This is a genomic window from Streptomyces sp. URMC 129, assembly GCF_051386415.1.
In the GTDB taxonomy this organism is placed as follows: Bacteria; Actinomycetota; Actinomycetes; order Streptomycetales; family Streptomycetaceae; genus Streptomyces.
On the sequence record NZ_JBPQTQ010000033.1, the window covers coordinates 1 to 15,769 of the forward strand.

The 15,769-nt window shown below is 64.6% G+C and carries 22 protein-coding genes and 2 tRNA genes; 6 read left to right on the forward strand and 18 right to left on the reverse strand.

The window, feature by feature from the left end:
- Positions 1-84: 84 nt before the first annotated feature.
- The 18 genes from ACSNOC_RS09570 to ACSNOC_RS09655 all read right to left on the reverse strand — a co-directional run bounded on the left by ACSNOC_RS09570 (position 85) and on the right by ACSNOC_RS09655 (position 7,784).
- Positions 85-1,206: a tyrosine-type recombinase/integrase gene (locus tag ACSNOC_RS09570; protein WP_436746874.1), complete on the reverse strand. Its 1,122-nt coding sequence runs from the start codon at positions 1,204-1,206 to the stop codon at positions 85-87.
- A gap of 29 nt (positions 1,207-1,235) precedes the next feature.
- A complete protein-coding gene (locus tag ACSNOC_RS09575; protein WP_436746875.1) occupies positions 1,236-1,574 on the reverse strand; it encodes a helix-turn-helix domain-containing protein in 339 nt (112 codons plus the stop codon).
- The gene (locus ACSNOC_RS09580) at positions 1,517-1,759 is read right to left on the reverse strand and encodes a hypothetical protein (protein WP_436746934.1); all 243 of its coding nucleotides are present in this window, start codon (positions 1,757-1,759) and stop codon (positions 1,517-1,519) included. Before ACSNOC_RS09580 ends, ACSNOC_RS09575 begins: the two co-directional genes overlap by 58 nt.
- A gap of 155 nt (positions 1,760-1,914) precedes the next feature.
- A tRNA-OTHER gene (locus ACSNOC_RS09585) sits at positions 1,915-2,042 on the reverse strand.
- Between the two features lie 82 nt (positions 2,043-2,124).
- Positions 2,125-2,209: transfer RNA gene (locus ACSNOC_RS09590), tRNA-Thr, on the reverse strand.
- A 343-nt stretch (positions 2,210-2,552) separates the two neighbouring features.
- Positions 2,553-2,738: a DUF397 domain-containing protein gene (locus tag ACSNOC_RS09595; protein ID WP_436746876.1), complete on the reverse strand. Its 186-nt coding sequence runs from the start codon at positions 2,736-2,738 to the stop codon at positions 2,553-2,555.
- On the reverse strand, positions 2,693-3,421 hold the full coding sequence (locus tag ACSNOC_RS09600; RefSeq protein WP_436746877.1) for a Scr1 family TA system antitoxin-like transcriptional regulator: 729 nt from the start codon (positions 3,419-3,421) through the stop codon (positions 2,693-2,695). Before ACSNOC_RS09600 ends, ACSNOC_RS09595 begins: the two co-directional genes overlap by 46 nt.
- A 163-nt stretch (positions 3,422-3,584) precedes the next feature.
- Positions 3,585-3,707, reverse strand: coding sequence for a hypothetical protein (locus ACSNOC_RS09605; RefSeq protein WP_436746878.1), 123 nt, complete (start codon positions 3,705-3,707; stop codon positions 3,585-3,587).
- 374 nt (positions 3,708-4,081) lie between these two features.
- Positions 4,082-4,351 (reverse strand): hypothetical protein, encoded by a 270-nt coding sequence (locus ACSNOC_RS09610; protein ID WP_436746879.1) that lies wholly within the window; start codon positions 4,349-4,351, stop codon positions 4,082-4,084.
- A 77-nt stretch (positions 4,352-4,428) separates the two neighbouring features.
- Positions 4,429-4,785, reverse strand: a complete 357-nt coding sequence (locus ACSNOC_RS09615) for a hypothetical protein (protein WP_436746880.1) — start codon at positions 4,783-4,785, stop codon at positions 4,429-4,431.
- 180 nt (positions 4,786-4,965) lie between these two features.
- Positions 4,966-5,223: a hypothetical protein gene (locus ACSNOC_RS09620; protein ID WP_436746881.1), complete on the reverse strand. Its 258-nt coding sequence runs from the start codon at positions 5,221-5,223 to the stop codon at positions 4,966-4,968.
- A gap of 46 nt (positions 5,224-5,269) precedes the next feature.
- Positions 5,270-5,506 (reverse strand): hypothetical protein, encoded by a 237-nt coding sequence (locus ACSNOC_RS09625; RefSeq protein WP_436746882.1) that lies wholly within the window; start codon positions 5,504-5,506, stop codon positions 5,270-5,272.
- A 125-nt stretch (positions 5,507-5,631) separates the two neighbouring features.
- The gene (locus ACSNOC_RS09630; protein WP_436746883.1) at positions 5,632-5,817 is read right to left on the reverse strand and encodes a hypothetical protein; all 186 of its coding nucleotides are present in this window, start codon (positions 5,815-5,817) and stop codon (positions 5,632-5,634) included.
- Entirely contained in the window at positions 5,817-6,026 is a 210-nt protein-coding gene (locus ACSNOC_RS09635; RefSeq protein WP_436746884.1) for a hypothetical protein, read from the reverse strand. The genes ACSNOC_RS09630 and ACSNOC_RS09635 overlap by 1 nt, the downstream gene beginning before the upstream one ends.
- 202 nt (positions 6,027-6,228) lie before the next feature.
- On the reverse strand, positions 6,229-6,450 hold the full coding sequence (locus tag ACSNOC_RS09640; RefSeq protein ID WP_436746885.1) for a hypothetical protein: 222 nt from the start codon (positions 6,448-6,450) through the stop codon (positions 6,229-6,231).
- Between the two features lie 172 nt (positions 6,451-6,622).
- Positions 6,623-6,862 (reverse strand): hypothetical protein, encoded by a 240-nt coding sequence (locus ACSNOC_RS09645; RefSeq protein WP_436746886.1) that lies wholly within the window; start codon positions 6,860-6,862, stop codon positions 6,623-6,625.
- A gap of 420 nt (positions 6,863-7,282) precedes the next feature.
- Entirely contained in the window at positions 7,283-7,453 is a 171-nt protein-coding gene (locus ACSNOC_RS09650) for a hypothetical protein (RefSeq protein WP_436746887.1), read from the reverse strand.
- A 25-nt stretch (positions 7,454-7,478) separates the two neighbouring features.
- A complete protein-coding gene (locus ACSNOC_RS09655) occupies positions 7,479-7,784 on the reverse strand; it encodes a hypothetical protein (RefSeq protein ID WP_436746888.1) in 306 nt (101 codons plus the stop codon).
- Between the two features lie 2,130 nt (positions 7,785-9,914).
- Here ACSNOC_RS09655 and ACSNOC_RS09660 point away from each other — a divergent pair.
- The 6 genes from ACSNOC_RS09660 to ACSNOC_RS09685 all read left to right on the forward strand — a co-directional run bounded on the left by ACSNOC_RS09660 (position 9,915) and on the right by ACSNOC_RS09685 (position 15,767).
- Positions 9,915-11,837, forward strand: a complete 1,923-nt coding sequence (locus tag ACSNOC_RS09660) for a hypothetical protein (protein WP_436746889.1) — start codon at positions 9,915-9,917, stop codon at positions 11,835-11,837.
- A complete protein-coding gene (locus ACSNOC_RS09665; RefSeq protein WP_436746890.1) occupies positions 11,837-12,742 on the forward strand; it encodes an N-acetylmuramoyl-L-alanine amidase in 906 nt (301 codons plus the stop codon). The genes ACSNOC_RS09660 and ACSNOC_RS09665 overlap by 1 nt, the downstream gene beginning before the upstream one ends.
- A 37-nt stretch (positions 12,743-12,779) precedes the next feature.
- Positions 12,780-14,594 (forward strand): hypothetical protein, encoded by a 1,815-nt coding sequence (locus tag ACSNOC_RS09670; protein WP_436746891.1) that lies wholly within the window; start codon positions 12,780-12,782, stop codon positions 14,592-14,594.
- A 247-nt stretch (positions 14,595-14,841) separates the two neighbouring features.
- Positions 14,842-15,069, forward strand: coding sequence for a hypothetical protein (locus ACSNOC_RS09675; protein WP_436746892.1), 228 nt, complete (start codon positions 14,842-14,844; stop codon positions 15,067-15,069).
- Between the two features lie 42 nt (positions 15,070-15,111).
- Positions 15,112-15,588 carry a hypothetical protein gene (locus ACSNOC_RS09680; RefSeq protein WP_436746893.1) on the forward strand — a complete coding sequence of 159 codons (477 nt, stop codon included), beginning with the start codon at positions 15,112-15,114 and terminating at the stop codon, positions 15,586-15,588.
- Positions 15,588-15,767: a hypothetical protein gene (locus tag ACSNOC_RS09685; RefSeq protein WP_436746894.1), complete on the forward strand. Its 180-nt coding sequence runs from the start codon at positions 15,588-15,590 to the stop codon at positions 15,765-15,767. Before ACSNOC_RS09680 ends, ACSNOC_RS09685 begins: the two co-directional genes overlap by 1 nt.
- Positions 15,768-15,769: the final 2 nt, after the last annotated feature.

Sequence of the window (15,769 nt, forward strand, 5' to 3'; positions counted from 1 at the left end):
GAGTGTTGACTCTTCGCCCTGCGCCATGAAGCTCCTGGTCAGGAGCCCTGTTCATCACCCTGACACCCATCACTGACAGCAGTCTCATTGGAGCATCAGATTTGCGGCTCGGTTCAGGGCCTCCCGCTGAGCCTCCAGCTCAGCGTGTGTGTAAACCGTGAGTGTAGTGTCAGCGTGAGCGTGGCCCAGGATGCCCTGGGCCACGTGCGGCTTGGCCCCAGTGTCCGCCAGGCAGGTGCTTGCCGCGTGTCGTGCGTCATGCAAGCGCACTACGCGCAGGCCCAGACGACGAGAAGTCCGGACGAAAGACTTGTAGAGGGTGTCCCGGCCGAGCATGCCCGCCCGGCCCTGAAAGACGCATTCTTCCTCCGTCCAGACCCGGCCAGCGGCCAGGAAGGCCGCCTGCTGCCTCTCCTGGTGCGCCAGGAGAATAGGGATCAGCGCATCAGGCATGGCTATATAGCCTTGATTCTTCCGCCGGCCCTTGCCTTTGGCCCTGCGTTCCTCCTCCACGGCCTCCATGCCGGGGACCGTGACTCTCTGGGCCTGGTGATCCACCCGGATAGCCTGGCGATCCCAGTCAATCCGCTTCCAGCGCAGGGCGCGTACCTCTCCGCGCCTCAACCCCAGCACAAGGGCGAGAACGAAAGCCGGGTAGAGGTGATGGTCACGGACGCCTTGGAAAAAGGCGATGATCTCCTTTTCTCTCCAGGGGATACGTTCTGTGGGCTCTATGTCGGGCAGGTCCACAAGGTCTGCGACATTGCGCGTCAGGAGTTCTTCCTTCATCGCCGCCTTCAGGGCGGAACGAAGGGCTACGAGCGAATTCTTGGCGACGCTGTCGCTCTTCCGCCTCAGGGCGCTCTTAAGGGACCTGACCATCGGGACTGTCAGCGCCTGAAGGCGTTGCCCCCCGAGAGCCGGACGGATGTGCAGCCGACAATCCGACTCGTACCGCGCGTACGTGGTGTACGCGTAATCCTTGCGCACGATCTCTTCGAGCCAGTAATCCAGCCATTCGTTGAGGAGAGCCGACTTCGTCGGTACCGGGATCTGGTCCCTGGTCTTCGCCAGGAGCTCATCACGCTTGCGGATGCACTCCGCAAGGTCCCGGGAGTAAACCCACTTGGGCTTCCGGGTCCCATCTGACTGAATGGTGTAAACTCTCGCCGCGTAGCGGCCGTCCCCGCGCTTGACGGGATCCATGCCCGCCCCATTGGGGCGCCTCCTGGCCATCAGACAGCCTCCGCCACCCTGGTCAGGTAGGCGTGCACTTCCCCGGCCAGGACACGCCTGGATGCGCCCAACTTGACGGACCTGAGCTGTTCCGTCCGGATCAGTTCGTACACCTGAGATCGCGAGAGCCTCAGGTACGACATCACCTCCGGGACGGTCAGCGGCTCGTCATCTGCATACTGCATAATTTCCCCGCTCTCCGCATCCGTGGCTGGACCACGGGCATCGAACAGCCCCAGGGCCGCCGAGGGCGGCCCTGGGGCCCGCTTGTCCTGTCTCTTCAGCCCACCGGGCGTACTTCTCCCGGTCCGCCGGGCGCCTGGAGTTTGGTCTGCCATCGCTCCACCTTGGTCTTGCTGACGGGCGCATCCGGCACGGCCTCAGTCAGCCAGTCCGCAATCTGCTGCCTGCTGACCTGGCCCGCCGCGTCCGCCGCCTCCCTCAGAAGGGCATCCAGGGCCTCCAGGTGAGCCCTGTATCTGGCCTCAAGTCGCGCCAGAACCGCTGCTTGCTGGGGGGTCATCTCCCCTCTCTTTCGTGCTGGCATGCAGGACCTTCCTGGGGTGATCGATCAAGCCGGCAGTTGGCCAGAGTGTGGCAGGTGTATAGATCCTGCGTGCACCGGGGCCATGTACTACCCAGTAGGGCTGATCGATCTTGTGGGGTTCATCACCCCCGTTCCCTCGCCCGGATTCGAACCGGGGTTACCGCGCCGGAGCCACTCCCTTGCGGGTTCGGAGACCAGGGCCTCCTGGGGGCTCGATCCCCATCGAACGCGACGTCTTGGGCCACTGGACTACGAGGGAGGCGTGGGCGCCGCTCTAGACGGTCGTTTAAGCTCCGCACCATTCCTGGCGGAACGCCCCACTTGGGCAGTGCACTGCCCCGTGGGCAGAGGAGGATTCGAACCTCCAGACCTCAAAGGCGCGGGGGTACCGTCCCGCTGCGGCTCGCCAGTGCCGCTTGCCCGCCCTTGTGACACCGTTACGCGCCCCTGGTGGTGTCAGGCCAGGTCCACGGCCTCCACAGCGGAGGAGACGCGAGAGGGCCCCTGCTTGCCGACAGGGGCCCTCAGCTTGTGTTCGGTTATGCCTAGCGGGCCCTCCAGGGCCGCTCTGAGCCCCCCGTGGGGGGCGAGGGTGCCCGAGTACGCCCAGCTTCTGCTGGGCGCCTCAGACGCCATACAGCCAGCCCCGCAAGGGCTGCGCCGATGGCTGTGGGGATGAAGACCTTCGGCTTGCCCTCAGCGAGTCCCCCGGCCACGCCTACCAGGCTGAAGGCCAGGAACATCCAGAGAGCGAAGACCAGGAAACCCTTCACCTCTTCAGGGTCCCCAGGAAGGCCGCCCAGGCGGCCCCGGTGACCTCGAACGCGCGCTCAGGATCCTTGCTGTCCCGGATACCCGTAGAGGCGCCCACGGCGACCTCTACGCACTCGCGCTCGCTGTAGCTGCTCTTTACGTACGTCGCCCCTGCGTGCTGGGCTGCCAACGTCCGATCCATGCCCGTACCTCTCCCCTGATCATGTCCCTGCTCTCCTCCGGAGACCTGGCTCCGTGCGCCGCCAGATCCGCGAAGGCTTGGATCAGCTTAAGGGTGATGTCGGCGCGAGTGGCAATAGTTCCGCCGGCCGCATGTTCCGTGAAAACCGCGTGACTCTCTCGCCTCCCCGCCTCGGGGCGGGTCGAGTAGAGGACGAAGTGATCACTGACCATGGGTGCCTGCACTCCCATCGGGAGCACGTAGATGCGAATGTTCGGATGCTCCGCCATGCGGAGCAGGTGCCGGAGCTGCTGCTCGTGGCTGCCCGGATCCCACGGATATCTCAGGGCCGCCTCACCGATCACGGCCCGCAGGTGCGGGTGTTCACCCTGCCTCGGGGCAGGCATGCGCTGGAGGCGCTGATGAAACTCGCCGGTCCTGGCGGACTTCAGGAGCATCCTCAGCTTCGCCTCCCTCTCCGAGAGGCGCGGATTGATGCCCTTGATCACCCCGAGGGAGTAGTGGGGGACCTGTAGCAGTGCGGGCACGACCCGCAGGTCGACTACCCTTATGAAATCGGCAGCCCGGTCGAGCTGCGTAAGAACCTGGATGGCGTTCTCCGCGCCATCCAGGTCTTTCGCTCGCCAGACGCCTCGCTGATCGGTGTCCCTCAGGGCCGTAGCCCATCCTGTCAAGCTCGTCATGACTCCCCTCTCCCAAAGGGTCTATGGTATGGATAACCCTCCGTGTCGGAGGGTGTGCAATGAGCATGACCTGCCCTCAGTGCGGAAGCACAAACGTCACCTCCAGGGGCAACCCTGGTGAGTGGGCCTGCATGGAGCCGTCCTGTGGCCACCGCTGGCGCTACTAGTCCGTCCGGCCGTTCAGGTACGCCGCCATCGACCTGGCAGTCTCCTCATCCAGGTCCCTGGCGGCCCGGCCGTTGTAGTGCACCATGTGCCCGTGTCCGTCCACTACATACCACCCCATGCCCGGCCTCTCCCGAGCCTGGTAACTGAGGTCTACGGGCTCTCCGAGCCCGTAGAACCGGCTGTCCGTCTCGTCCATCCGGGCATGCTCCCAAAACTGCGCTGCGTACGCAGCCAGTTCGAGGAACTTTCACCCATCCGGGGCTGAGTATGGCGAAGGCCCCGCCACGGCGGGGCCGATCGAAACGCGAGACACAAGAGAGCGTGCCACGGTGGAGAAGCGAGGGTAATGCCGCTCTCCCCCTATAAGAGGTGGGGGGAGAGCGGTCGGCCCCGCAGAAGCGGGGACAGCATCCGCCTGCTCACTGGCAGGGAGAACGAACGCGGAACACCCCCGCGCTGCGGGGACGCGGTGATACTACCACCTGGTCGACGTCATGCGGAAGCGTGGACGGCCTTGTAGTGCTCCCGGATGGCGTCAAGTGCGTCGTCCGAGATCGTCAGCCGCCAGTACGGGTCCCGGTCACGCCGGCGGTCAAGGACGACCGCCTCCTCTCCATCCAACTCCACGAGCTGATCAAGCAAGGCGTGGATCCCCTCATGTACCTGCTGTCTGGGCAGGCCGTACGCCTCCGTCAGCTCGTCCAGGAGGTCATAGCAGCCCACTGCTCTGCCTGGGATGTGACTTGCGATCTCCTCCGGCACGTTCCCTTCCTCTCCCTGAGGGGTTGACCCCCGCCCCGGTGGGATGGATCCGCCGCCGGGCGGGGGGGGCTGGCGGTTCACTGCGTCGTGATGATCTCATCCGGCACTGTGGCCGCCACCACGATGACGGCCTCCTCATGCCCAAGCTTGGCGTCAAGCTCATTGCTGTATCGCTGACAGAGTCTGTCAGCCCATGCCTCCGGGGCGGGCTCCTCGCCGCTGAACACCATGGTTTCGAAAATCAGCGGCGGGCCGGCGTTCCAATTGTGATTCAGCCCAAGCCACACCGTAGACACGCGGAACCTGATGTCCGCATCACTCTCGGAAGTGACCTCCGTCAGCGCTATGCGCTTGTAGCTGGACATGCTGAGCAGGGTCTCAACCTGCTCCATGTCGATCGCGTTTCCCTCGCGGTCATACCAGTCAAAGGGCATTCCATCCCTCCTCTCCCATGAGGACAGATGCCCGTACATGCGCAGGAGTCACCCCTACTGGGGAGAGGTGGGTGACTGCGACTGAACCAGGACCCTGGGGGGATGGGCCACTGGCGGACACATGTACGGGCGTCTGACGCCACGGGAGGGCGGGACGCCCCCGGAGGGGCGTCCCTGCGATCAGGGGATAATGCGTCGCTGGATAGTCCAACGATAATAACGCTGATGCCCGGTCGCTTCACGATGACCCATTCTCCATGCGCCCATCGCAACGATGCCCTGCTTTCCGGGCGCCCACGCATCAGCCCAGCCGCTCACGGCACCACACCGCATGCACTCGTATTGGTCTCGCGACGCGTTGGGAGCATCAGGGTCAACCCCAGAAAAGGGGCCGGTGCCCTCTCCCGGCTCCACGTCCGGAATCTCAATCTCGTTCATGATCCCTCTCCCTTGGATCTCCATTAATTACCTGCTCACCCGGCGGTCAGCGATTGTCGGCGATCCACTCATCCACCTTGGCTCGGAACGCCTCGTAAGTGGCCGGAATCGTCTTCTCTCCCGTCGCGTGGTCGTAGACGCCGATGCACTGATCCCAGACGTATTCCTCGCCCTCCGGGCGGCCGATCTCGATCCTGGTCCCCCCGGACCACCGAAAGATCAGGACTTCACCCGGGGTGATCTCGTCCGTCATGTACTCCATGGGCGCGATGTCGTGTTGCATGATCCCTCTCCCAAGGTCATGTGGTGGTGCCCCCCGCGAGGGGGGCCGGTCTCCTGTAAGACCGGAGGGACCCACGGTAGCGGGCTGGTGCTGACACCGTGGGTCCGTGCTGATCCGGCAGGGGGTTACCCCTCCGTGATGATCACGCGGAACACCCGGGGCTCTCCCATCGGGTCAGGGGCGGTGACGCGCAACCCCCACTCCTGCCTGAAGGGGTCCAGTCGCTCTACGCTCAGGATGTCCCCGTACTCCGTGCCGACCTTTGTATTCAGCGCGTTGTGAATGATCGTGCGCAACTCGATCCGGTTCATCAGTTAACCCAAGCCTTCTCGTAGCCAAAAAGCCGCGCGACGCGATCCGCCTCGCGCTTCATGACAGCCTGAAACTCGTCACGCTGCCCCTCCGGGATTTCCCGGGCGTCGTCGTCAGGATTGTAATACCCGAGCTGGTTTGCGATGCCATGGAGGAGCACCTCTCGTGCCTGTTCCTTCAGCTCCGCACGGGTCAGCTTGCTGGCCATGGTTCCGTCCTCTCCCTGTAGAACCAAGAGGGCGCCCGCGTGGGGTACGGGCGCCCGATGATCCGGCAGGGTCAGCGGAGCCCCATGCTCCGCTCGATCTCATCGCCCTCGTCCTGCTGGTCCTGCCAGCAGGGCTCACAAGGGTCCAACTCAGTGCACTCGGCACCGGACTGCCCGTTGGGGCAACACTCGGCTTCCATAATCACCCCTCCGTCTCGATCGAGACTTCCCCCAAGATGAAGGCGTCCATGACCGCACCTCGCGCAGTAGGGGCGTCGAAATCACACGCCACCATCAGATCAGCAATCATGCCGCGATAGTCACGCACCCAATTCTGGCCGGGGAGACGCGAGTGCGTCAGCCGGTATCTGCTCTCCGTCACCCCGGGCTGATTGCCTAGACGCTTGATGGTTACGGTTGCCATGATCACTCACCCGTCAGGGGACGTACTTCCGGCCTGAAGGCCGGGCTCGGGGCGTCGAGGAAGGCGTCAGCCTCACACACAGGCTCTACGACCTCTTCTCCGGTGTCGTAGACACGCCACACCAGCTCATGAGTGGCGGTGGACGTACAGGCCACGGCTGAGCATCGCATGATCACTCACCCGCCACCTGATAGACGCGGAACGAGCCACCATCAAGCGGGTAAATACCCGCCTCTCCATGGGAGATCGGGAAAGAGAACGAAGAGCCATCCTCCTTGAGGATCTGGGCACCGTGCTCAAGAATCACGACAGTCATCGCCTGACCCGCTACCCGCATGTGCATGCACACCTCGGAGTAAGGCAGACGGACCCGGACGTGATCACCGACTCCGGCAATGACCGGATCCCCCATGATCACTCACCCCCCAAGGGGGGGAGCGTCGCCCGGAGGGTCAGGCGAGTGGTGTACGACGCCCCATCCGGCTCGCAGACCGGTTCCACGACAGCCTCACCCGTGCCACGGTCGTGCCACAGCAGCACGTGTGTGGCCAGCTCCGTGCACCCGATGGTGCTGCACCTGACCTTGCTACTCTCGTTCATGACCTTCTCTCCCGGTAGGTCACCAAGAGGCCCAGGGGGGCATCCCTGGGCCTCTATGCTGTCCATGCGGGGAGGCTGCGCCCTTCCGCCTCGCCTCCCCAGGGGTCGCCATCGGCACGTGATGCAGAGGCACGGTCTAGGTCGGCCTCCGCTGCGCGATGGCCCGCACAGGGTCCCCTCGCTGCTCTGTAGCAGCGATAAGACCACCGGGTGGGGTCCGGCGGCCAAGTCGCTACGGCAGTGCTGCGAAAAAGCGCTCTTCCAGCTCCCCCAAAAGAGCCTCCTGCGCCGTTCGGCGCGCCTGCTCCTCGGGCGACTGACTGGAGAAGTCCCACGAAAGCTCTACGCGTTTCCGTGCACACCATTCCATCAGCTCGGCATAAGCCATTTCACCTTTGCTCATGATCTTTTCTCTCTACGGGAGTGCGTCAGGCGGGGTCCGTCCAGTCTTCCCATGCCCACATCACGCCGATGTCGGCGGTCCACGTGTATCGCCCCTGCTTGTCGGGCGTGATCCGCCCGACTTCGTGACCTCCGTATTGTTCCTCTTCGTAGATCACGGCCGTGCCGTCGCCCAGGAACTCCACCCGGTTGCAGTCCGGGTAATCGACGTCAGCGGCGATCTGCCGCATGACTTCACCGGAGAACCGGGGAATAACCCCCGGCCCAACATGAATGTCGGCCGGGTATGGGCCGATTCCTCCAACGCCGACCTTGCCCAGCTTCATGTTCATGATCAGTCTTCCTCTCCCTGTAAGACCAGTCGAGCCTAGCGGCCCCGTAGGGCCGCTGGCTCTCAGGCCCGGCAGGATCAGTTGCCACTCAGGGGCCTGAGGTACGACCGCAGCGCGGGCATCCGCAGGAAGACATCCCCGTCTTCCTTGCAGACAGGCTCCTCCTCCCAGTTGTCGGCCGGATGGGTACCACACCACCTCAGGGTGTGCGTGGCTGCCACATCGCATCCGATGACAGCACACTTGGTTCCACTCCCCATGATCTCTATCCCTTGATCACGCGATGACTCATCATGCAGGCAGGGGGCATGTCCCAACCAGGGCTGGCTACCTGGTATTACGGGCACCGATCGCTCCCTGCCTGCGTGACGAGTGACATCCCATCGGGATGCCAGGCGCCTAAGGGCGCCGATGCACCTGACCCCTGCGCATCTCGCGGACGCTCCCACGCTCCGCCTCGCGGAGCGTGCGTCCTTGGCTACGTAGCCCGTTCCAGGTCTATGGGTCCGGAGGGTGTCTACGCCGGGTTGTTCTGGCCCTGTCCGCCGTGAGGCGGGTTGTGAAGCATCCATGCGCGATCAGCGTTCGATGCTCTTGCCCGGTCTGCCGTTTGTTCAGTTGACGTGAAGTCCTCGACTCCTCCCACTTCCTCCGCTTTCGCGGTGCTCCGTGGTGGAGTGGTCATAACTTACGGCGCGATCCGGATCCGGGTCAAGTCAAGAAAAGGTAAAGTCACTCTGTTCGAATCGAACGCGCAGCTCGGAGGGCAAATGGTCGAAAGGTTGTACGGGATCGCAAGATCCTTTCGCGATCCGTTTCCGGATCACTTTGTGTGTCACGCTCCGTGCACGCAAGTGCTGACGCGACCTCTAACAAGAAGTGGAGGTCCAGGTCAGAGATGTGAAGAGTATGTGATGAGGTAAGCCTTGCTTACCGATCGGTCAAACACCCTGTGTGACATCAGGGCCGGCCGGGGCACATGGTGCCCCTGTCGCGGCACTTCGGGACATGCGGCCTCATGCGGCTCTGTGAGCCCCTGCCGGGGCTCCTGCGGGACCGAGGGACTTGCCCTGACCACGGCCGCCTCAGGCGGCCACATAGGGGTGTGGCTGCCGCCCTGGCGGGGCGGCCATCCGGCACGGGGCAGGCTCTCTCACGCACGCACACGTGCGTGCCAGGGCGTCCGGCTGGCGCCGGACGCACAGGAGCCCGACATCAGCCGGGCCAGGTGGTGTCTGTCCATTCCTCAGCCGCTTGTGCGGCTGAGGGAGCGGCGACGAAGGAGCCGCTTCGCGCGTGCGTGTGCACGCGTGTGCGTGCGCGTATGCGCACACATGAGCTGGCCGTCAGGCCAGCTCCCATGATGGCCAGAGGCCATCCAGGTGAGAGGAGGCAGCAGTCTGATCCTGCATCCATGCAGGTCAGAGTGTCTGTCGACTCTCTGACATCCTCGCGAGCCAAGATCTTGGGCGATCTTGTCTCGTTCTGTCCGGTTTTCCGGGTCTTTGACCCGGGATTGTTAAACTTGTGCTCGCGAGGATGGACTGGTAAGTCCATCCAATTCGCTCGCAAACTCCCCAGGTTTATGGCGGCCCTTATGGGCCGCCTATCCGGGCTCCGGAGGAGTCTTATTGGGGGGCCGCTTGCGGCGGCCCCTAATCACCACTGGGCGGCCTTGTGGCCGCCATATCCGGGGCGCCGGCAGGCGCCCTGTGTCCCGCGCTTCCGCGCGGGGACATGGAGCCCTGTGGCGGGGAGGACTCAGGGCATTACTCCTGGTCAGCGCGGCATGTGGGCTCAGGTCTGGTGTGTGTCCGCCACGGCGCTCCGACCTCCGGACGCCTGGCCCTCGTGGAATGCGCCCGGCCGAATCCGGGCGCGATTGTGCGGTGCCCTCTGACGGCCTGCTTCCGCATTCAGTGCGGGAGACCGGGGAGCGTGCTCAACCCGGCAGTGACCATCTTACCGCACACATGTTCGGCCCTCTGCGGCCTACTTCTCAACAGTTTGTTGAAAAGCCCTGTGCGGCCGCCTCGCGGCCTCGAATGCGTGTTCGAGTACAAGGTATCCTGGAAAGTGCGAGCGGCCCCCAGAGGGCCCCCAAGGGCCCCGGAGGGCGGGTGTGACGGCATGGCCAAGCTGCGAGTGATGGCAGATGGCAAACTCGCCCCCCGGGACCGGCGGGTCTCCAAGGCGTCCGCGACGGAGGCCAAGGCGACGATTCTCTCGACGGTCCGGATGGGCTTCACGATCGAGGAGGGGTGCAGGCAGGCCGGCAAAGCCAGGAGCACCTATGACTACTACCGGAAGTCAGACCCTGACTTCCGGGACCTGATCGACAGGGCGCTACAGCAGAATGCTGAACGCTCCGGCCAGGAGCGTGCCGAGGTCCCGGGCTTCCCCGAGTTCTGCGAGCGGTATCTCAACACCCGTCTCTTCTGGCACCACCTCCAGTGGTATGACCTCCTGGAGGGCAGGGAGCCGCGCGACCTGCATCCCGCGCAGCGGTACATCCGGGGTGATGAGGATCAGATCCTGGTCAACACGCCTCCGGAGCATGCCAAGTCCACCACGCTCACCGTGAACTACGTGGTGTGGCGGATCGTGCAGGACCCGAACATCCGCATTCTGCTGATCTCCAAGACTCAGGACATGGCCAAGAAGTTCCTCCTGGCCATCAAGGACCGCCTTTCGCAGTCCGAGGCGTACACGGAGCTTCAGCAGGCGTTCGGGCCCCCTGGGGGCTTTGCCGAGGGCTCCGCCGCCTGGACGGCCGACAAGATCTATGTCGCCGGCCGGGACTCCGGCGAAAAAGACCCCACGGTCCAGGCCGTGGGTATCGGTGGCCAGATCTATGGCAGCCGTTGTGACCTGGCCATCATGGATGACTGTGTGGATCACACCAACCACCAGGCGTTCGAATCCCAGATTGACTGGATTCAGAACCAGGTGGGTTCCCGTGTCGCGGACGCGGGCGGGCGGATGCTGCTCATCGGAACCCGCATGGCGACCGTGGATCTGTATTCCGAGATCCTGAGGCCGACTTACTACGCCGAGGGCGAGAGCCCGTGGACGTATCTGACTCAGCCAGCCGTGCTGGAACTGGCGGACGACCCCGAGGACTGGGTGACCCTGTGGCCGCGCACCAACCGGCCTCCAGTGACCATTGCGGCCCGCAAGCTCGTCCGCCAGGACGAAGACGGCCTATGGCCCATGTGGGATGGCAGGGCTCTGGCGAAGAAGCGCCGGAAGATGAGCCCTCGCAACTGGAGCATGGTCTACCAGCAGGAACAGGTGGCTGATGACGCCACGTTCAAGATGGCGGCCGTGCAGGGCTCAGTGGATAAGCGGCGCTTTGCTGGGCGCATGGTGGCCGGCGCCCCCGGCCACCGGAAGCACGGCATGGAGGGCCTGGCGGTTATCGCCGGGCTTGACCCGGCGGCGGCCGGATTCACGGCCATGGTCGTGCTCGGGGTCGATCGCCTGTCTCGTGAGCGCTGGCTTCTTGATGTGGTGAACAAACGAGCACTTCCGCCGCATCAAATGCGGAGCGAAATGTATCGCCTCACCGAGCGATACGGAATCCAGGAGTGGAAGGTGGAGCGCAACGCGTACCAGCTCTCCATCGTTCAGGATCGTGAGATTCGTCTGGAGCTGGCGAAGCGCGGCTGCCTCATCAAGCCGCATCACACGGACGGCCGGAAATGGGATTCCGACTTCGGCGTTGCCAGCATGGCGACCCTCTTTGAGGGCTGGGAGGTCGGGCGGCAGCTCCTGAGACTGCCGAATCCGCAGCAATCCGAGGGTGTCCGGGCTCTTATCGAGCAGCTTTGCGCGTGGTTCCCGGAGACCAAGGGCCTCACGGATGTCGTCATGGCTCTGTGGTTCGCGGAGATCCGCGCCCGGGAGCTGGTTCAGCTCCAGTTCCCCGACCATCACCAGTCGGACAAGGAGTTTCTCTCCGCCCGCGAGCGGGAGAGTCAGGTTGTCCTGGATATTGACTACGCCCTCCAGCAAGGTCTGGTGAGCACGTGGGACGGGAGATTGAACTGATGGCCACGCCACTGACGGCTGACCGACTCGTCGCCGCCCTCAGGGCGGAGGGGGTGAAGGTCGTGGAGCACCGGTCCTGGCGGACGAACAACCGGAATCATGTGGGGTCCTGGGGTCCGGTGAACGGGGTCATGATTCACCACACGGTGACCTCGGGCACCGTGAACAGCGTGGAGCTTTGCTATTACGGCCGTTCGGACCTTCCGGGGCCGCTGTGCCACGGCGTGATCGCCAAGGACGGCACCGTCTATCTGGTCGGCCACGGCCGCGCCAATCACGCCGGCAAGGGGGATGGCGACGTCCTGTCCGCCGTTAAGGCGGAAGCTCCACTTCCCGCCGACAACGAGGCGGACACCGATGGGAACACCCACTTCTACGGCTTCGAGTGCGTGAATCTCGGTGACGGTAAGGACCCCTGGCCCAAGGAGCAGGTGGAGGCCGTCGTACGCGCCTCCGCCGCCCTGTGTCGGGCCCATGACTGGGGCCGCGTGGGGCCCACTTCGGTAATCGGCCACCTGGAGTGGCAACCCGGGAAGATCGACCCACGCGGCCCCGGAATCACCATGAGCGACGTGCGTGCGCGCGTCGCGGAACGACTCAAGCACCCCGCTGGCTGGAACCCGGGAGAGGATGAGGAAATGCCGCTGACTGCTGCGGAAATCGAGAAGATCGCAGAGCGCGTCTGGGAGAAGGACGGCCTGATCGAGGTGCCGTGGGGCACCGAGCAGAATCCCGAGTGGGCCCCGAAGTTCGTGATCACTGACACGGGCAACATCTTGCGCGAGGTCCGCTCCCGCATAAAGGCCATGGAGGCGCAGATTGCCGCCCTTCAGGTCGGTGGCGTGAATCTGGAGGCTCTGGCTGAAGCCGTGGCGGACAAGCTTGCGTCGCGCCTGGCGGAATAGGGCATACTTCAAGTGAGCTTGAGGTTCTGGAGGCGCGGTGATTGAGCCGGAGCGGATGAAGGGCATAGTCCAGCGCGTTGACGCGCTGAGGCGAGACTATGCTGATCGCGACGCGCGCCACCAGACGGTTTATGACGCCCGCGCTCAGCGAATCGACAACATTGCGCCCGGCACAATGCCGGACGCCTGGCCGAAGCCGATCACGGCCAACATGATCGATATTTCCGCTCGGCAGCTCGCGGAGAACCTGGCGCCGCTGCCGAGCATCAACTGCTCCACCGGCTCTGGCACCTCCGAGGCCGCCAAGCGGCGCAGCGCGAAGCGCACAAAGATTGCGTACAGCTACATCATCGACAGCCGCCTTGAGCGGCAGATGCCGCGCGGCTGCGACTGGTACCTGATGTACGGCTCCATGCCGATTGTCGTTGAGCCTGACTTCAAGTCCGGCAGGCCGGTTCTCCGGATCGACAACCCGATGGGGTCTTACCCCGAGTGGGGCCTGAACGGCGAGATTCGGTCCTACACGCGCACATGGCGCGAGACGGCCCGCCGGCTGGCGGCGAAGTTCCCGATGCACGAGAGCGCCATCCTGGGCAAGCGGGATGCCACCTGGAATTCCGGCCAGTCCGGCGATACGGAGCTTGAGGTCATCAAGTACATGGACGCGCATTGCGTCGTCCTGTACATGCCGGAGCGCAACAACCTCGTCCTGGCGTACATGGACAATCCCTTCGGGAAGGTCGCGGTCGCCATCGCGCTCAAGCCGTCGTATGACGACCAGGATCGCGGGCAATTCGATGACGCCGTCTACCCGTTCCTGGCTCGCAACCGCGTGGCGATGCTGGGGCTCCAGGCGACCAATCAGGCCGTGCGGGCGCCGCTGGCGCTCCCCACGGATGTCCAGAAGATCAGCTTCGGTGACGATGCCGTAATCCGCACTGATTCTCCGGACAAGATCCGCCGCGTCGGCGGGGATATCCCCACGGCCGCATGGCAGCAGGATTCCCTGCTGGCAGAGGAGGTCATGCGCGCCACCAGGACGCCCCGTGCGGCCTCCGGTGACATAGACGCCTCCATCATCACCGGAAAGGGCGTGGAAGCCCTGGCCGGAGGCTATGACATCCAGATCCGTACCGGTCAGCTCACGATTGGCCAAGCCATTTCTGACGCCATTGAGCTGGCGTTCGAGATGGACGAGAGGTTCTGGCCGGAGGCCCAGAAGGAAATCTCCGGCGTCATCAACGGGACGCCCTTCGAGGAGCGGTATACGCCCTCGCAGGACATCAAGGGTTCATATCGTGTGTCGGTGTCTTACGGTTTCGCCTCCGGTATGAACCCGAACCAGGCGCTCATCTTTCTGCTTCAGCTTCGGGGAGACCAGCTTGTCCCCCGGGACTTCGTCCAGCAGCAGCTCCCCATGGACATGGATGTCCAGGAGCTACAGAAGCAGATTGACCGGGAAGGCGTTGTGGACGCCCTGAAACAGGGCGTGTACGCCATGGCGGCAAGCATCGGCGTCCTGGCCCAGCAGGGCATGGACCCCACGGAGACGCTGGCGAAGATGGCGGAGCTGATCAAGCTCCGGGACAAGCTCCCCTTCGAGGAGGCGGTCCTGAGGGCATTTGCCCCGAAGGAACAGCCGCAGGCCGCCCCGGCGGACCCGATGGCCGCCCTCCTGGGCGGAGGGCCTGGAGCCCTGGACCCCGGCACAGGGCTCTCTCCGGACGTGGCCCCCGGTCAGGCGCAGCTCGGGCCCGGCGGCGCCCCTGACGTGATGACCATGCTCGCCGGGCTGACATCCAGCGGACGGCCCGACATGCGGGCCACTGTATCCAGAAAGGTCCCGGCGTGACTTGCCAGGAGTGCGGCCGATGTCCGCAGAACGGCGTTGAGACGCACTACATCGGCTGCGCGGCGAAACAAGCGCAGTTTGTGCTTCGCGTTCGCCCTGACGCCCCTCCTCTCGAAGAGGCCGCGCTCGCGGCGCTGGAGAAGGCGCTTCAGTGCGCCAAGGAGGGCTGCACGGCACCCCGGGCGGAAAGCGGGGGCCCGCGTCCGGCCAAGTATTGCTATATGCATAAGACCAAGAGGAGCAAGTGATGGACAACCCCGGATTCGCTGGTGACCCGTTCCACGAGGGCACCGAGAAGCCCCAGCTTCACCTTCAGGGCGACATGGCTGGCATCCACACCCAGATGCCGCTGGAGTCCAGCAATCAGGACAACCCCCGCTCGGCGGGTGAGGCTGACACTGGCCCCGGCTGGGCGAACACCACTTTCGCGCCGAAGGCCACGCCGACCGGCGCCAACGCCAACCCTGTTCACTGAGCCATCACTTTACGGGCGCCCGTAAAGTGATCAAGGAGCACGATGACCACACCGTCCGGCGGACGCGGCGGGTACCGGCAGCCCGAGCGGGGAGCACCCGTCTCCGGGCCCGGCCCGCTGTCGCAGCGCACTGACGGGCCGCAGGGCGGCCAGCCGGTCCGCGTGCCGACCGGCGGCGGTTATGGCGAGGGTCAGGAGCTGCGCCAGCTCCAGCAGGGCGCGCCCCTCGGGGCGACCGAGGGCGGCGAAGCCGCTGCCGCTGGTGTCCCGATCGACCTGTCAGGGCTCACCGGATTCGGTGAGCCTACTGGCAGTCCGGATGTGCCGGTCACTGCCGGCGCCGCCCTGGGTGCCGGGCCCGGCACTGAGGCCCTGGGGCTGAGTCAGCAGCCCGACGAGGACATGCGGACTCTCATAGGGTATCTCCCGGCTCTAGAGCACATGGCCAATCGCGGCGGCTCCAAAGCCGCCCGCAATTTGGTGCGTTACATCAAGGGCCGGGCCGGGGGTACTGCCTAATGGATACCTGGCTGGCTGACATGGGTGCCTACTTCGAGGCTTTCCCGGATGCCCCGGCCCTGGCTGTGGACATGGCCCTCTATGGCCCCCCGGCCGACCTGGCGGGCTACGGCCTCGCCAGGTCCATGATTCGCACCCCCGAGCAGATCGACTTGTATCCGTCCAGCGAGATGGGGTGAGT

Excerpts from the sequence above, each read along its gene's own strand:
- ACSNOC_RS09570 (WP_436746874.1), bottom strand. The coding sequence starts at position 1,206 with ATGGATCCCGTCAAGCGCGGGGACGGCCGCTACGCGGCGAGAGTTTAC.
- ACSNOC_RS09600 (WP_436746877.1), bottom strand. The coding sequence starts at position 3,421 with ATGACGAGCTTGACAGGATGGGCTACGGCCCTGAGGGACACCGATCAG.
- ACSNOC_RS09675 (WP_436746892.1), top strand. The coding sequence starts at position 14,842 with ATGGACAACCCCGGATTCGCTGGTGACCCGTTCCACGAGGGCACCGAG.
- ACSNOC_RS09655 (WP_436746888.1), bottom strand. The coding sequence starts at position 7,784 with ATGAACATGAAGCTGGGCAAGGTCGGCGTTGGAGGAATCGGCCCATAC.
- ACSNOC_RS09680 (WP_436746893.1), top strand. The coding sequence starts at position 15,112 with ATGACCACACCGTCCGGCGGACGCGGCGGGTACCGGCAGCCCGAGCGG.
- ACSNOC_RS09595 (WP_436746876.1), bottom strand. The coding sequence starts at position 2,738 with ATGGATCGGACGTTGGCAGCCCAGCACGCAGGGGCGACGTACGTAAAG.
- ACSNOC_RS09665 (WP_436746890.1), top strand. The coding sequence starts at position 11,837 with ATGGCCACGCCACTGACGGCTGACCGACTCGTCGCCGCCCTCAGGGCG.
- ACSNOC_RS09575 (WP_436746875.1), bottom strand. The coding sequence starts at position 1,574 with ATGGCAGACCAAACTCCAGGCGCCCGGCGGACCGGGAGAAGTACGCCC.
- ACSNOC_RS09645 (WP_436746886.1), bottom strand. The coding sequence starts at position 6,862 with ATGGGGGATCCGGTCATTGCCGGAGTCGGTGATCACGTCCGGGTCCGT.
- ACSNOC_RS09640 (WP_436746885.1), bottom strand. The coding sequence starts at position 6,450 with ATGGCAACCGTAACCATCAAGCGTCTAGGCAATCAGCCCGGGGTGACG.
- ACSNOC_RS09580 (WP_436746934.1), bottom strand. The coding sequence starts at position 1,759 with ATGACCCCCCAGCAAGCAGCGGTTCTGGCGCGACTTGAGGCCAGATAC.
- ACSNOC_RS09625 (WP_436746882.1), bottom strand. The coding sequence starts at position 5,506 with ATGCAACACGACATCGCGCCCATGGAGTACATGACGGACGAGATCACC.
- ACSNOC_RS09635 (WP_436746884.1), bottom strand. The coding sequence starts at position 6,026 with ATGGCCAGCAAGCTGACCCGTGCGGAGCTGAAGGAACAGGCACGAGAG.
- ACSNOC_RS09650 (WP_436746887.1), bottom strand. The coding sequence starts at position 7,453 with ATGAGCAAAGGTGAAATGGCTTATGCCGAGCTGATGGAATGGTGTGCA.
- ACSNOC_RS09660 (WP_436746889.1), top strand. The coding sequence starts at position 9,915 with ATGGCCAAGCTGCGAGTGATGGCAGATGGCAAACTCGCCCCCCGGGAC.
- ACSNOC_RS09685 (WP_436746894.1), top strand. The coding sequence starts at position 15,588 with ATGGATACCTGGCTGGCTGACATGGGTGCCTACTTCGAGGCTTTCCCG.
- ACSNOC_RS09620 (WP_436746881.1), bottom strand. The coding sequence starts at position 5,223 with ATGAACGAGATTGAGATTCCGGACGTGGAGCCGGGAGAGGGCACCGGC.
- ACSNOC_RS09605 (WP_436746878.1), bottom strand. The coding sequence starts at position 3,707 with ATGGGGTGGTATGTAGTGGACGGACACGGGCACATGGTGCACTACAAC.
- ACSNOC_RS09630 (WP_436746883.1), bottom strand. The coding sequence starts at position 5,817 with ATGAACCGGATCGAGTTGCGCACGATCATTCACAACGCGCTGAATACA.
- ACSNOC_RS09615 (WP_436746880.1), bottom strand. The coding sequence starts at position 4,785 with ATGCCCTTTGACTGGTATGACCGCGAGGGAAACGCGATCGACATGGAG.